We start from the raw sequence: 14,028 nt of genomic DNA on the forward strand, positions 1-14,028 counted from the left end.
CTATCGGATCGTCGCGCGCTCTCGTAGCGGACCGCTACACCGTCGTGACCGCTCCATTACTCCGGACGTGGTGGTGTTCGTGGTGGCGTCACATCCGTGCCAACACTACTGCACCGTACACCACCGTGTCCGCAGTACTCCGGAGATCCAGGTTCGCCCCGTTCGCCGCTTCTCGCCCGCCTCGACCGACACCCTTACTCGACCGACGGCACTCGCTACGCCTCTCCTTCGCCCTTCTTTCGCGCTCCGATACGCACCGTCAACACGGGGACGTTCGCGCGCCGGACCACGCGTTCGGTCGTGCTCCCGAGGAGTGCGCGCTGGACGCCGCGGCGGCCGTGGGTCGCCATCACGATGAGGTCAACGCCGTGTTCGTCCGCATAGTCCACGATTTCGTGCTCCGGGACGCCGTCCACGACCGCCGTCACGACGTTGACGTCTTCCTCCTCGGCGGCTTCCCGGATGCGGCTCGTCGCGCGCTCGCCGAACTCCTCCAAGTCCTCGAAGAACTCATCGATGTGTCTGTCGAAGCTCAGGTCGTCTAGTCCCGTCGAGACGAGCGCCGCGTCGTCGACGACGTAGAGCGCGTGCACCGTCGCGTCGAACTGCTTCGCGAGCGCGAACGCCTCGTCCAGCGCCTCGATGGATGCGTCACTCCCGTCCGTCGGCACCAGAATGTGGTCGTACACACGCCCGGCTACGGCCGGGTGTCACTTCCCTCTTCGTGCCCTCCGAGACGGCTTGCCCTCTCTCCGTCTCACTCTACGGGGACGCGGACGCCCCCCTCATCGGCCTTCTCGCGCAGGCGCTCGATTCGGTCGTCGAGGTCCGGGTGCGTCGAGAACCACTCCGCGATAGGGTTCTCGTCGTCGCTGTGGACGTAGAGCGGTGAAAGGACGCCCCACCCGGGCTGGGCGGCGCGCTGAATCTTCCGCAGAGCGGAGGCGAGTGCGAGCGGGCGTCCCGTGAGCTCCGCGGCCCGGTCGTCGGCGGCGAACTCCCGACCGCGGGAGTGCGCGCGGACGGCGAGCGTCAGGACGACGAGGACGAAGACAGTGACGCCGTCCACGGCCGTACGGAACTTCCCGAACGGCGTTTCCGGCCACGCGCCCGGCCGACCGGCGAGCCACGCCCACGCCTTCGCGAGGCCGGTGGCGAGGAGCGCGACGGGAAAGAGGACGACGGAGAGGACGGCGGCGACGGTCTGCCCGACGCTGAACGCGAGCGTCTGCACGAGACCGTCGTGGCTCTCGAGGTGCGCGAGTTCGTGTGCGAGAATCGCGTCGAGCTCCGCGGTGGTGAGGAAGCGGAACAGCGAGCGGTCGAAGACGACGGCGCCGTTCCCTACGCCGCCGAGGGCGAACGCGTTCGGCGACGCCATCCGGCCGACGTAGACGTCCGGGACGTCAATGTCCATCTCCGCGCAGAACTCCGTGAGGCGGTCGTAGAGGCGTGGCGCGCGCTCTGGCGGGACGTACGTCGCGTTCAGGTTCGAGAGGAGGCGCCGCGTCCCGAACGTATAGCTGAGGAAGCCGAAGACGACGGCGGTGGTGACGACGACGAGCAGAATCGTCACGGGGTCGGGACGCGCCGCCCAGAGCCTCGCGAGCACCCAGTAGGCGAGGTAGGCGGCCCCGAGGTAGGCGGCGAGCAGAGTGACGCCGACGAACGCCATTAGTGTGCGCAACCCGGGTCGTTTCATCGCCACCACCTACGGCGAGGTGACAAAAACGCGTTCCGGCGGTGGTCTACCCGGGTCGCCGTCACCCCCGGCGTTTACGGTCGCTGCGGTGACAGGTGGGGTATGGACCCCCGCATCCGCGAGCACGCGCGCGTGCTCGTCGACCACTGTACCGACGTCGGCGCGGGCGACATGGTCGTCGTGAACGCGCCGGCGTGCGCGGACGACCTCACCGTCGCGTTACACGCCGAACTCGGCGCGCGCGGCGCGCGCTCGCTCCTCACCGCGACGAACCGCCGCGCGGAACGCGCCTACCTCCGCGAACTCGACCCCGAGGCCGTCCCGGGCTACGACCACGTCGTCGCCGCCCTCGAGGCCGCCGACGTCCACATCAGCGTCCTCGCGAACGAGAACACGAGCGAACTCTCGGACGTTCCGCCGGCCGTCCGGCAGGCCGACGACCGGGCGGCCGCCGCCGTCCAGGAGGCCGCTCCCGAGCGCCGCGTCCTCACCCAGCATCCCGCGAGCGGCGACGCCCAGACCGCCGAGATGAGCACGGAAGCCTACGCGGAGTTCGTCTACGACGCCGTCAACAGGGACTGGGCGGCCCAGCGCGAGTATCAGGCCCGCCTCGTCGAGCGCCTCAACCCCGCTGAGGAGGTCCGTATCGTCGCGGGCGACGGCACCGACCTCTCGATGTCCGTCGCCGGGATGGACGCCGTGAACGATGCGGGTGAGCAGAACATGCCGGGTGGCGAGGTGTTCACCGCGCCCGTCCCGGAGAGCGTCGCGGGAACCGTCCACTTCGACTACCCCGTGCTCGTCTCCGGGCACGAAGTCGTGGACGCCACACTCACCTTCGCGGACGGCGAGGTCGTGGACTTCGACGCCGCGCGCAACGCCGCCGTCCTCGGCGACCTCCTCGAGACGGACGCGGGCGCGCGGCGCGTCGGCGAACTCGGCGTCGGGATGAACGACGCTATTGACCGGTTCACGCGCAACATGCTCTTCGACGAGAAAATGGCCGGAACCGTCCACCTCGCGCTCGGGCGCTCGATTCCGACGTCCGTCGGCGAGAACGAGGAGGGCAACGTCTCCGCCGTCCACCAGGACATGCTCCTCGAGATGGGTGAGGGCTCGCGGCTCGAAATCGACGGCGAGACCGTTCAGACGGACGGCGAGTTCGTCTTCTAGTCCTCGAGCAGGTCGTCGAGGACGGTACCGATGCCCTTCCGGACGTGCTGATGGAAGGTCGGGGGCGAGACGCCGAGTTCCTCGGCGACCTCCTCGCCGGAGTGCTCGCGCGGCCACGCGAAGTAGCCCTGGTGGAGCGCGAGCTTCAGCACTTCGAGCTGGCGCTCCGTGAGGTTCTCCGTGACCGAGCGCCGGAGGTCCGCGCTGTCCTCGCCCCGCGTCTGGGTCTGTCGGACGAGGCTCGCGCCCGGGACGGCTTCCCGGTACTCCTCGACGAACGACCGGACGTTCCCGCTGTAGGGGACCCGGACGGTGACGCGCCCGCCCGACGGCGTCACCTCCAGGGCCGCGAGTTCGCCGTCGCCGTCCGCGACGGACTCCGCTATCGGGAGCGCGTCCGCGACGACGCCGACGAGGCCACCGTCGCCGACGACGTTCAGCCGCCGGACGCCCGGGACGTCGTCGACGACGGCTTCGAGGTCCGCCGCGGTGCCGTCCGAGACGGCGACGTAGACCAGCCAGTCGTCGTCGATGCGTGTGATGAGCCCGTCGAGGCGGAGCGTGCAGTCGGCAGCGCTCGCGAGGCCGACGAGCGGGTCGTTGGTGTCGGTGGGGACGTCGAGGTCGACCTCGGTCTCGCTCCCGGTGAGGAGGGCTTCGCGGCGCTCGGCGGCGTCCACGGCGTTCGCGACCGTCTCACCGAGTTCCGCGAGCACTTCGAGCTCCTCGTCCGCGAAGCCGTCCGGGCGGTCCGCGTAGAGTTCGAGCGCGCCGAACGCGCGGCCGTCGTAGGAGAGCGGGACGGCCGCCACCGCGCGGAAGCCGGCGTCGAGCAGCGCGCGCCGCGAGTTCCCGAGGCCCTCCGCGGTCAGCAGGTCGTTGAGGACGACTGGGTCGTCGGTCTCGATGGCGCGCTCGCCCGGCGGCGTGGCGTCAGCGCTCTGCAGGCGCCCCACGGCCTCCGAGTCGTCGCCTGCCGTCGCGCGCGTCACGACGTCGCCCGACACCTGGTCGTAGTCGAGGACGCGCGCGAAGCGATACGGCTCGAAGGCCGTGAGCCCGTCACAGACGGCGCGTTCGACCTCCGGTCGGGTGGTCGCGTTCACGAGCGCGCGCTGGACGCCGCGGATGATGCCGTTGATGCGGTCGAGGGTGCGGAGGCGGGCGTTGCGGTCTTGGAGTTCCGCCTCCTGCTCCTCGAGGGTGCGGAGGCGGGCGTTGCGCTCGAACGCGTCCGCCGTCGTCGCGGCGAGTAACTCGACGAACTCCACGTCGAGCTCGTTGAACGCGCGGCGTTCAGTGTCGCCCGCGATGAGGACGCCCTCTCGACCGACCGGGACGATGAGCTCGCTGGCCACCGGCGTCTCGGGGTTGTAGAGTCCCTCCGCCTCGGTCAGGTCCTCGTGAACGACCGTCTCGCCGTCCACGAAGGCGTCCCAGACGAGGCCGTTCCCGTCGGTGAACGTCGGGATTTCGTCGAACAGCTCCTCGGCGGCCTCGGAGACGACTTCGGGCGCGAGCACGCCCTCCTCGCGGTCCCAGCGGTAGACGCCGACGATGTCGCAGTCGAGGATGTCGGTGAGGGCGTCGAGGGTGACCTGCGAGACGTCGGTGTCGCTCCCCGCCGCCATCATCTCGCGGCCGGCCTCGTGGAGCGCGGAGAGACGCCGCTGTTTGCGCCGGCGCTCGCTGATTTCGCGCGAGACGCCTGCGACGCCGGTGACGGCGCCCTCGGGGCAGGTGATGGCGGACTCGCTGACCTCGTAGGTGACGCGCTCGCCGTCCTTGCGTTTGAGGACGACTTCGAACGTCGCCGATCCCTCTTCGCGGACGCGCTCGATGGCACCCTCGTAGTCGTCGGAGGCCTCCTCGTCGACGAGTTCGCTCGCGTGGAGATCGGCGAGCTCCTCATCATCGTAGCCAGTCGCCTCCCGGAAGCGGTCGTTCCAGTACTGGAGGTACCCCTCGTCGTCGTAGAGGAAGAACGGGTCCTCGAGGGCGTCCGCGGCAGTGCGCGCGAGGGCGTCGCGCTGGGCGGCGGTGCGCTCGGCCTGCCGGCGCGCGAGCGCGGATTCGGCCGCGTTGAGGAGCAACTCGGGGTGTTCGCACGCGGTGTCGACGTCGACGTGCTGACTCGCGCCCGCGTCGACGGCGTCGACGGCCGCGGACCGGTGGTCGGCGTCCGCGAGTGCGACGACGGGGACGTCCGCGCCGACGAGGTGCTTGACGGCGGCTTCGACGTCGAAGTCGGCGTCCCGACAGTCGAGGACCACGCAGTCGCCGAGTCCGGCGAGACTGGTGGCGGCCATCGATGTCGCGGGCGCGTCCGCGTGCTCCGTGGTGACGTCGGTGCGCGCGAGGGCGTCCGCGAGCGCGTCGATGTCACCGTCGGAGACGAGGAGCAGGGACGGCCGACTCTCTCGTTCCATGCTCCGCTTCTTCCCGATACGGACGGTTAACCGCTTCGGCACTACTCATACATGTTTCACGGACCCGTTTTCGGGGCGAAACAATGTCTGAGCGGCCGGATTACTCGACCCCGTACGCGTAAGTGAAATAGTGTAGACAGGAAATCCGCAACTATCGATACACTCTATGCCGCGATACAGTTTCGCGGCGGGCCGCTCACGCGAGCTTCGCCTCGAACTTCTCGCGGACCTTCTCGACCTTCGGCGCCGCGTGCATCGTACAGTAGGCGTCGTCCGGGTTCTTCTCGAAGTAATTCTGGTGGTACGCCTCGGCCTCCCAGAACTTCTCACAGGGCTCGATTTCGGTGACGACGTCGTCCTCGTACTCCTCGTCGAGTGCCTCGACGTACGCTTCGGCCTGCTCACGCTGCTCGTCGTCGTGGGAGAGGACGATGGAGCGGTACTGGGTACCGACGTCCGGTCCCTGCCGGTTGAGCTGCGTGGGGTCGTGGATGGTGAAGAACACCTCCAGCAGTTCGTCGTAGCTCACGACGTCCGGGTCGTACTTCAGCTGGACGACCTCGGCGTGGCCGGTCTCGCCGGAGCAGACTTCCTCGTAGGTCGGGTCGTCCGTGTGGCCGCCGGCGTAGCCGGAGGTCACGGACTCGACGCCCTCGAGTTCCTCGAAGGCCGCCTCGACACACCAGAAACAGCCACCGCCGAACGTCGCCTTCGCTCGTTCGCTCATGAGTCACGAGAGGGGTTCCGCGAGTATGTAGTTGACGCGAGCGGCCACGCGCGCCGCGGACGACGGAAGGCACTTGCCGCCGGACGCGTACCACCGACTATGGAGTGGAGTCGGCGGCGGACGGTTCGCGCGTGCGGCCTCGGGGCGCTCGCGGCACTCACCGCGAGCGCGGGCTGTCTCGGCGGCGAGGGGACGCCGCTGCGCGTCGAGCGCGTCTGGCTTCCGGAGGGCGGCGACGACGCCGGGAACCTCGCCGTGCGGGCGCGCGTCGCCAACCCCTCGGGGTCGCGCGCGAGCGCGAATCTCTACCTCTACGCGGGCGTCGGCGGCGACACGCTCGTCCGGCGGCGCTCGGTGACCGTCGACGCCGGCGCGACGACGGACGTCACGGCGTCCTTCGACGTCTCGTACGAGACGGCGCTCGCGCAGGGGGTCAGCGCCCGCGCCGACCTCCACCGCGACTGATTACTCGACGTCCGTGACGTTGCGAGCCACCGCGTAGACGGTGACGCCGTCGTTCTCGTAGGCGACGCTGAGCTCGGGGTCGTCCGCGAGGCGCGCGGAGACGTTCCCGTAGCGCTCGCGTTCGAGCGCGCTTACCCAGACGTACTCGACGTCGTACTTGTCGAGGAGGACGTGACGCGTCTCCGTCGAGTTCGTCGTGTAGAGGAGGTCGACGTCGTTCGCGCGCGCCCCGTAGGCGTCGCCGCCGCGATAGATGGCCTCGTGCACCCATCCGACGACGGTCGGCACGCCGGTGAGACTCGAGGCGGGGTTGTACCACGCGTAGGCCGTCCGGCCAGGGCGCTCGACGATGGTTGGCGTACCGGACTTGTTCGCGAGCCACTCGATGGCGTCCGCCTGGTCGGGATGAGCGGTGTGGGTGTATTCGATGGCGTCGAGCGTCGGGTCGGACCCCGCGACGAAGTGCTCGCCGAGTGCGAGGCCGGCGTAGGGCAGGACGAGCGTCCCGAGGAGCAGGACGACGCAGACGAGGCCGACGACGCGCCGGTCCTCGCGCGAGACGGGGAGCCACGTGCGTGCACGCGAGAGGAAACTGGCGAGCGCGACGCCGCCGGCGACACTCCAGAACGCCCACGTCGTGAAGTAGGCCTTGAAGACGGTGTTGAGTCGGCCGGGCGCCGCCGAGTCCTTCAGGTAGGCGAACTCGACGAGGACGACGAGGCCGGCGCCAGCGACGAGGAGCACCGTCTCGAACCCGACAGCCTCGGGGCGCGCGCGCAGGAGGTACCAGCCGACGAGGACGAGCGGGCCGACGAGCGCGAGGCCGACGAGGTCCAGCCACCAGCCGGCGAGGAGGAGGCCGACGGCGAGCGCGACGACGCCGGCGGCCCGCCGCGGCGTGAGGTCGAACTTCCCAGCGAGGTAGCTCCCGAGGACGAGGAGGAACGCGCCGTGGACGACGAGGAAGCCGGCGAGCGGGCTCCGGTTCGGGAGGAACGCGGGGTGGCGGCCGTTGACGCCGTTGAGGAGGACGTTGTCGACGAACGGTGCGACGATGAGGAGGCCACCGAGCGCGAGGCCACCGGCGACAGCGACGCCGAGGACGACACGTCCGCTCTCGACGGCGAGGCGGTTCTGGGAGACAGTGACGGCGTCCGCGACGAAATGCGTGACGCGCTCGGGGAGGAGCGAGTGAGGTGTCGCGGGCGCGAGCGCGACGGTGAGCGCGCTCAACCCCGTGACGGTGGCGAGGCTCCACGTGTTCGTGAGCGTCACCGCGCCGATACAGCACACGAGGACGCCGAGGAGGCGGCGGCGGTGTCGGACGTCCTCGCTGTGCCAGTAGGCGTCACAGACGCCGGCGACGAGGAGCGTCACGAGGACGGCGACCATGTGCGCGTGCAGGTCGCCGTTGAGGTAGCTGAAGAGGGGGAACTCGGTGATGTAGACGGTACCCGTGTCGCGCATCGCGCGCGAGGCCGTCCAATAGGTGAACCCTTCGAGGGTGGCGCCCGTCTTCTCGACGGGGAAGTGGAGCGCGCCGGCGAGCGCGCGGACCCACGAGACGGGGAGGTGGTCGGCGAGGAGGCGGACGGGCGTGAGGAGGTTGCTCGCGAGGCCGAACAGGACGGCGGCGAGGACGCCGGCGGCGCGCTCGGGGTAGCTATGGTCGGCGGCGAACGTTCGTGCGAGGCCGAACACGGCGGTCACCTCCGTGGCGTAGACGCCGGCGAGCGCGAGGTTGTACGCGTAGCGGCCGGCGGTGTCGGTGAGCGTCGCGAGCGTCGCGGCGAGCAGATGGCCGCCGTAGTAGTAGACGACGTGGCGGCCGGCGAACCACATGTCCTCAGGCGGGAGCGCGGGCGCGCGAAGCAGCGCCTGCAGGAGGCCGAAGTCGAGGAACTTCTCGCCCGCGCCTGGCGTCGCGCCCGCGTCGACGGCGCGAACCGCGAGGAGGAGGGCGAACGCGAGCGTGAAGACGACGAGCGTCTCCGCGTATGCGCGCCGCGGCACGTCGAAGCCGTCGCGGTACGCGACGAACGCGGACGCCCCGACGACGGCGAGGGCGACGCCCGCGACGGCGAGCGGCCCGAACGCGAGTTGGCCGACCCAGTAGGTGCCGAGCAGGAGCGCGACGAGGACGACTGGGAGCGCGAGTCCGAGACCGCGACTCGGGGCGTCGGGGCGGAGTCGTGCCGCGAGCGGGGCGCCGACGAGCATGAGTGCGGCGAAGACCAGCCACCAGAGGACGACCAGCCCGTATTGCATCGTCGGAATCGGGGACTGTTTCGGCTATATGTCTTCGGTTTCCGGCCGCTCCGGGTGCCGCACGCACCCGACCTAATCGTTTAGGCGCACGTTCGGGTGTGGCCAAATCGTGTAACCACTACCGAGAGGGGGGATGCCCCCATAGGAAGAGACGGGCGGGGCACGGAGCCCACCCACGGTGGAGAACCGCCGTCACGAACGCCAGTCGGTCTGGACACCCGCTCTGGCACGACGGCAACTGCGGCTGGCGCACCGCTGGGGCGGTGCGACACACGGTGAACTCGTTCATCCCGTTCACCACGGACGCGGTCGAGGCGGGCCGCGTCCCTTCGGATTCCACTTCGGACCGACCGCTTCGGAGCGACATGCTCGCCCGCTCCCGCCGTCGGTTCGGCCACTCGCCACTCGCGGACTCACCCTCAACACGCTCCGTCTCGTCTCCGCTCCCATCAGTTCTGCTAGTCGACAATAATATGTGATTGACGTGTCTGTAGACTCACCATGGGCGTCGAATACACCGTCTCGGGGGCGAGTAACGTTCTCGAGCGGACGCGCGACGCCGTTCTCCTCTACGACTCGACGGGCGCCGTCGCCGACGCGAACGACGCCGCACACGACGCGCTCCCCGACACGCTCCTTGAATCCTCCGTCGACAACGTCACCGGCGGTGAAACCGGCCCGTATCGGGACGCCCTCACGGCCGTCCGCGACGGCCACCGCGACGACGCCCGCGCACGCCTCGTCCTCGACGACGTCACGCTCGACGCGCGCCTCACCCCCGTCGACGACGACGCGCCACGACCCGTCTGCGCCGTCTTCCGCGAGTACGACGGCGACCCGCGCGTCGATGACCTCGCGCTCCTCAACTGTGTCGTCCGCCACGACGTCCGCAACCGCGCCACCGTCGTCAGCGGCTGGATCGACCACCTCCGCGAGCACGCCGACCCCGCCGACCAGTCCACCTACGACCGCGTCGTCGGCGCCGTCGAGGACGTCATTCGTACCACGGACACCGCCCGCGACATCGCGAGCGCCATCGTCGACGGCCGCGTCGTCACCGAACCCGTCTCGCTCGCCTCGGCGCTCGACCCCGAAATCACCGCGATTCGCCGCGAACACCCCGAAGCAACCGTCGAGGCCCCCGAGGTCGACCCCGATATTTGTGTCGAGGCGACGCCGATGCTCGGCACCGTCTTCTACAACCTCCTCCAGAACGCCGTCGTCCACAACCCCAGCGACGACCCGCACGTCGCCGTCGGCGTCGAAATCGAACCCGATACCGTCTCCGTCAGCGTCGCCGACGACGGCCCCGGCATCCCACCCGAGCGCGTCGAGTCGGTCTTCGAGCGCGGCGCACAGGGCACCGGCAGCGAGGGCGAGGGACTCGGCCTCCACCTCGTCGAGCAGTTCGTCCGCGCGTTCGACGGCACCGTCTCCGTCGAGGAGAACGACCCCGTCGGGACAGTGTTCGTGGTGACGCTCCAGCGGGCCTGACTAGGTCGGCCCGAGGTACCCCCACGCCTGCAGGCGGTCGCCGTCACCCTGAATCCAGCGCTCGCCGATGTCGTCGCGGTAGTAGAGGTTCGGGATGACGATGTCGTCGATGCGCCCGTAGGCCTGCTCGCGCGCGGCCTGCATCGTCTCGCCCTTCCCAGTCACGACGAGGGGCATGCCGGACTCGCCGGCGACGCGCCACTGGCCGTCGACGAGTTTCGCGTCCTCGATGTGGACTCCGTCTCGGCTCTCGCTCTGGAAGACGACGGCGGCGTTCCGCGAGTTCTCGTCGTAGGTCTTCTCGTCGTCGAAGGGGAACGGCGGGAGGACGACGCGCACGCCGACCTGGTAGCCCTCGTGGACCTGGAGGTCGGGGTCGTTCCCGTGTGCGAGGTCGTAGAAGAACTGCCCCGTGGACGACTCGAAGGACTCCTCCTGGAGGGTGATGGTCGGGTAGCCGAAGCGCGGCGTGAACTCGAGGGGGTAGATGCCGTGCTCGTTGACGATGCAGTTGATGTCGATGCTGCCGACGTAGCCCTCGTTGGCGAGCCAGTCCTCGAGTTTGCCGAACGTCTCCTCGAAGAGCCTGTTCCGGCCGGACCAGAACATCGAGGTGCCCATCTCGCCCGTCGAGGGGCCGATGTTCCCGGGGAAGAGCTTCTTGTGCTCGAAGTTGAAGTTGATCGGTTCGACGAACTCCTCGCCGTTGAAGAACCCGCAGACGGCGATTTCGACGCCCTCGACGCGGCGCTGGAGCTGGAAGCCCTTCATGCGGTGACCCCACGCCTTCTTGTAGGCGCGGAGGACGTCGACGACGTCGCTCCCGTCGTCCTCGTTTCCGACGTAGAGGAGGCGCTTGACGTTCTGGACTTCGCCGAGCGGCTTGATGACGTAGGGTGCGGGGTTGGCTTCGACGTGCGAGATGCCCGCCTCGAAGTCCGTGAACTCGTGGTGCTCCATCGTGTTCACGCCGTGGTCTTCGAGAATCTCCATCGCGTACCCCCGGTCCTCCTCCAGTCGGTCGGTGTTCGGGGTGCCGCCGACGACGGCATGGCCCTCTGCCCGGAGCTCCTCGGCGAGTTTCCCGGTGCCGACGTCGCTCCCGACCCAGATGTCGTCGAAGACGATGACGTCCGCCCAGTCGAGTTCGCCCCGCCAGTCGTCCGTCTTCGGCACGAAGCCGTCGGCGATTTCTTTGTCGCTCTCGGCTTCGATGTAGTACCGGACGTTGTGGCCCTCTTCGCGCACCTGCCACGCGATGTCGCCGATGAGCGCGGCGTCGAGCGAGCAGAAGAGGAAGTTCTTCGTCTCCATGCTCCTGCGTGCGCGCGCCGAGGAGTAAAACCTGCGGGGCGGGTATGTGGCGGCTCGGCACGCAACGCTTATGGCTGAGTGAACGTTTAGTCAACCACGCGAGCCGGTCCACGCACCCCACCGATTCGACGGTATCGACCCGCAACACCGCCGTGAACACCTCTAACTGACCCATCAATGACCGACACGACCACACCCGCTGACGCCGCCGCCTCCACCGCTGATGCCACGCCGGACGTCGAGTCCGTCCTCGTTTCGACGAGCGGGGCGCCCCGCCTCCACCTCCCCGCGTCCGACGCGGACGGGCCGCGCTGCTCGGTCGTCGGCGACCTGCGCGAGAAACCGCTCGCCGTCTACCCGCCCGCACACCGGACGTGGTGTCGCTACTGCCTCGAGGCGTGGCGCGCCGGCGAGCGCGACGACGCGGACGCCGCGTCCGTCGAGGGGAATCGCTAACTGCCGTGGCACGCAACGACACCGACATGGACGACCACGGCCCCTTCCCCGAGGAGCCAACGGACACCCGAACGGCCATCATGAAGGCCACGTTCGACGCGCTCTGCAAGCACGGCTACGCCGACCTCACCATCCAGCGCATCGGCGAGGAGTTCCCGAAGTCGAAGTCGCTCCTCTACCACCACTACGAGGGGAAGGACGACCTCCTCCTCGAGTTCCTGGGGTATATGCTCGAACGCTTCGAGGAGCGCGACGTCGAGGCGGACCCCGACGCCGACCCGGAGACGCGACTCCGGACGTTCTTCGAGCATATGGTTCCGGAACCCGGCGAGGAGCACAACCCCGACTTCCTGAAGGCCCTCGTCGAGTTGCGCGCACAGGCTGCCCACGACGACGCCTACCGCCAGCAGTTCGCGCGCACGCAGGACCACTTCTGTGAGCACCTCAGCGATATCGTCGCCGACGGCGTCGAAGCCGGCGACTTCCGCGACGTCGACCCGGACCGGGTCGCGGGCTTCCTCGCCACCGTCATCTCCGGTGCGATGTTCGACCGCGTGACCGCCGACGACGCCACCGTGAGCGACGCACGCGCCGAACTCGACCGCTACGTCGAGTGCTGTCTGCTCGCCGAGTCTACGTAATTAGGGACCGCCTCTTTCACCGTCCGTCGGTTCTGTCACGTCGTGGCCCCGATGGCCACGGCGGGCATCGGCCACCTCCCCCCTCTCCCCCCGGCCGGTCGCCGACGCGCGCCGCGTGTCGGCACTCCTTCACGCCCGCCTTCATTACCACGACGCCTCCAGCACCCGCTCCAGCGCGTCCGCGCCCACCGGGACGTTCGCGGGCACGTTCTCGACCAGTCCGTCCTCCGCCGTCGTCGCCGCGATAGCCGGGAGGTCGTCTCTCGATACGTCCGCGACGTCGCGCAGTCGCGTCGGCAACCCGAGAGCGTCCCGCACCGCCGCGACCGCGTCCACGACGCCGTCCGCGGGGTCGGTCCCTGCCGCGACGCCGAGCGCGTCCGCGAGCAGCGCGCGGCGACAGTCCGCGTGCTCGAAGAGGAACTCGAGGGCGTGTGGCGCGATGACGCCGTGCGCGGCCCCCTGCTGTATCGCGGAGTGCGCGGTGAGTCCGTGGCCGAACGCGTGAATCAGCGCGAGCGTCGACCCCTCGGGGCGCGCGATGCCGTACTGGACGAGAATCGTGCCCCGAACCGCCCGCCCGTAGTCCGGCTCTCCGCCCTCCGCGCCGCGAAGCGTCGGCAGCCCCTCGCGGAGCAACTGGAGGCCGCGCGCCGCCGTCCCGTCGGTTATCGGCGTCGCCGCCCGCGCGTAGAGCGACTCGACGCCCTTGTCGAAGCCGTTCATCGCGGACGCACAGAGGACCGACTCGGGCGTGGTCGCCACCAACTCGGGGTCGTAGACCGCGGCGTCCGGCATCAACTGTGGCGCGGACACACCGCCGTCAACGGGCGTGTCGACGTGGCCGTTCTCGGGCGTCGCCGTCAGGCCCGCGCCGAGCGAGAGGTCCGCACCCGCGAGCGTCGTCGGCACCACCACGAACGGCGGCAGGTCCTCGGGAACCGGGAGACGTCCGGTCTCGGCGAACGACGCGACGGCCCCCATCCGGTCGTCGTGCACGACGAGTGCCCGTATCGCCTTCGCAACGTCGAGGCTCGACCCGCCGCCGAGCGCGACGATGCCGTCCGCGCCGAGGCCGTCGTAGCGGCGCGCGCCCGCGAGCGCCGTCGCGACGCGTTTCTCCGGTGTCGTCTCCGCGAAGACCGCACCGAGTCGGTCCCCGAGCCCGTCCCGAACGGGGTCGATGACCGCCGGCGTCGTCCCCGTGGTCGTGCCCGCGACGACGAGCGCGTTCGAGACGTCGAGCGCGGCGAGCTCCGAATCGAGTGCTGCCACCGCGCCCGTCCCGTATCGGACGGCTGGGGGACGGTAGTCGAAGCGGAACGGCTCCGCGCGGTCGTCGAGTGCGTGCATACCCGA

At 69.7% G+C, this 14,028-nt stretch carries 12 protein-coding genes; 5 read left to right on the forward strand and 7 right to left on the reverse strand.

What is annotated here, in order from left to right; genetic code table 11:
- Positions 1–215: 215 nt before the first annotated feature.
- Together ACQUS8_RS15445 and ACQUS8_RS15450 are read right to left on the reverse strand one after the other, a co-directional pair.
- Positions 216–689, reverse strand: a complete 474-nt coding sequence (locus tag ACQUS8_RS15445; protein WP_435102736.1) for a universal stress protein — start codon at positions 687–689, stop codon at positions 216–218.
- Between the two features lie 68 nt (positions 690–757).
- Positions 758–1,702, reverse strand: coding sequence for a M48 family metallopeptidase (locus ACQUS8_RS15450; RefSeq protein WP_435102738.1), 945 nt, complete (start codon positions 1,700–1,702; stop codon positions 758–760).
- 102 nt (positions 1,703–1,804) lie between these two features.
- Between ACQUS8_RS15450 and ACQUS8_RS15455 the strand changes: the two genes are divergently transcribed.
- A complete protein-coding gene (locus ACQUS8_RS15455) occupies positions 1,805–2,875 on the forward strand; it encodes an aminopeptidase (protein WP_435102740.1) in 1,071 nt (356 codons plus the stop codon).
- Here the strand turns inward: ACQUS8_RS15455 and ACQUS8_RS15460 are convergent.
- Both ACQUS8_RS15460 and msrA read right to left on the reverse strand, forming a co-directional pair.
- A complete protein-coding gene (locus ACQUS8_RS15460) occupies positions 2,872–5,304 on the reverse strand; it encodes a GAF domain-containing protein (RefSeq protein ID WP_435102742.1) in 2,433 nt (810 codons plus the stop codon). The two genes, ACQUS8_RS15455 and ACQUS8_RS15460, sit on opposite strands and share 4 nt — an antisense overlap.
- Before the next feature lie 196 nt (positions 5,305–5,500).
- Positions 5,501–6,031 (reverse strand): peptide-methionine (S)-S-oxide reductase MsrA, encoded by a 531-nt coding sequence (gene msrA, locus ACQUS8_RS15465; protein WP_435102744.1) that lies wholly within the window; start codon positions 6,029–6,031, stop codon positions 5,501–5,503.
- Between the two features lie 99 nt (positions 6,032–6,130).
- On the opposite strand from msrA, the gene ACQUS8_RS15470 reads away from it, so the two are divergent.
- Entirely contained in the window at positions 6,131–6,496 is a 366-nt protein-coding gene (locus ACQUS8_RS15470; RefSeq protein WP_435102746.1) for a hypothetical protein, read from the forward strand.
- Here ACQUS8_RS15470 and ACQUS8_RS15475 read toward each other — a convergent pair whose 3' ends face one another.
- Complete coding sequence (locus tag ACQUS8_RS15475) at positions 6,497–8,764, reverse strand: DUF2298 domain-containing protein (RefSeq protein ID WP_435102748.1); 2,268 nt, start codon at positions 8,762–8,764, stop codon at positions 6,497–6,499.
- Positions 8,765–9,265: 501 nt separating this feature from the next.
- Here ACQUS8_RS15475 and ACQUS8_RS15480 point away from each other — a divergent pair.
- The gene (locus ACQUS8_RS15480; RefSeq protein ID WP_435102750.1) at positions 9,266–10,258 is read left to right on the forward strand and encodes a sensor histidine kinase; all 993 of its coding nucleotides are present in this window, start codon (positions 9,266–9,268) and stop codon (positions 10,256–10,258) included.
- Here the strand turns inward: ACQUS8_RS15480 and ACQUS8_RS15485 are convergent, their stop codons facing one another.
- On the reverse strand, positions 10,259–11,572 hold the full coding sequence (locus tag ACQUS8_RS15485) for a phosphoribosylamine--glycine ligase (protein WP_435102752.1): 1,314 nt from the start codon (positions 11,570–11,572) through the stop codon (positions 10,259–10,261).
- Between the two features lie 177 nt (positions 11,573–11,749).
- Here ACQUS8_RS15485 and ACQUS8_RS15490 point away from each other — a divergent pair, with 177 nt between their 5' ends.
- Together ACQUS8_RS15490 and ACQUS8_RS15495 are read left to right on the forward strand one after the other, a co-directional pair.
- The gene (locus tag ACQUS8_RS15490; protein ID WP_435102754.1) at positions 11,750–12,028 is read left to right on the forward strand and encodes a hypothetical protein; all 279 of its coding nucleotides are present in this window, start codon (positions 11,750–11,752) and stop codon (positions 12,026–12,028) included.
- A gap of 5 nt (positions 12,029–12,033) precedes the next feature.
- Complete coding sequence (locus tag ACQUS8_RS15495; RefSeq protein WP_435102756.1) at positions 12,034–12,669, forward strand: TetR/AcrR family transcriptional regulator; 636 nt, start codon at positions 12,034–12,036, stop codon at positions 12,667–12,669.
- Positions 12,670–12,813: 144 nt separating this feature from the next.
- Here the strand turns inward: ACQUS8_RS15495 and ACQUS8_RS15500 are convergent, their stop codons facing one another.
- On the reverse strand, positions 12,814–14,022 hold the full coding sequence (locus tag ACQUS8_RS15500; RefSeq protein ID WP_435102758.1) for an iron-containing alcohol dehydrogenase family protein: 1,209 nt from the start codon (positions 14,020–14,022) through the stop codon (positions 12,814–12,816).
- Between the last annotated feature and the right edge of the window lie 6 nt (positions 14,023–14,028).

The organism is Halarchaeum sp. P4 (genome assembly GCF_051195175.1).
In the GTDB taxonomy this organism is placed as follows: domain Archaea; phylum Halobacteriota; class Halobacteria; order Halobacteriales; family Halobacteriaceae; genus Halarchaeum.

Coding starts and splice junctions, on each gene's coding strand:
- ACQUS8_RS15460 (WP_435102742.1), bottom strand. CDS start 5,304: ATGGAACGAGAGAGTCGGCCGTCCCTGCTCCTCGTCTCCGACGGTGAC.
- ACQUS8_RS15455 (WP_435102740.1), top strand. CDS start 1,805: ATGGACCCCCGCATCCGCGAGCACGCGCGCGTGCTCGTCGACCACTGT.
- ACQUS8_RS15485 (WP_435102752.1), bottom strand. CDS start 11,572: ATGGAGACGAAGAACTTCCTCTTCTGCTCGCTCGACGCCGCGCTCATC.
- ACQUS8_RS15490 (WP_435102754.1), top strand. CDS start 11,750: ATGACCGACACGACCACACCCGCTGACGCCGCCGCCTCCACCGCTGAT.
- ACQUS8_RS15500 (WP_435102758.1), bottom strand. CDS start 14,022: ATGCACGCACTCGACGACCGCGCGGAGCCGTTCCGCTTCGACTACCGT.
- ACQUS8_RS15480 (WP_435102750.1), top strand. CDS start 9,266: ATGGGCGTCGAATACACCGTCTCGGGGGCGAGTAACGTTCTCGAGCGG.
- ACQUS8_RS15470 (WP_435102746.1), top strand. CDS start 6,131: ATGGAGTGGAGTCGGCGGCGGACGGTTCGCGCGTGCGGCCTCGGGGCG.
- ACQUS8_RS15475 (WP_435102748.1), bottom strand. CDS start 8,764: ATGCAATACGGGCTGGTCGTCCTCTGGTGGCTGGTCTTCGCCGCACTC.
- msrA (WP_435102744.1), bottom strand. CDS start 6,031: ATGAGCGAACGAGCGAAGGCGACGTTCGGCGGTGGCTGTTTCTGGTGT.
- ACQUS8_RS15450 (WP_435102738.1), bottom strand. CDS start 1,702: ATGAAACGACCCGGGTTGCGCACACTAATGGCGTTCGTCGGCGTCACT.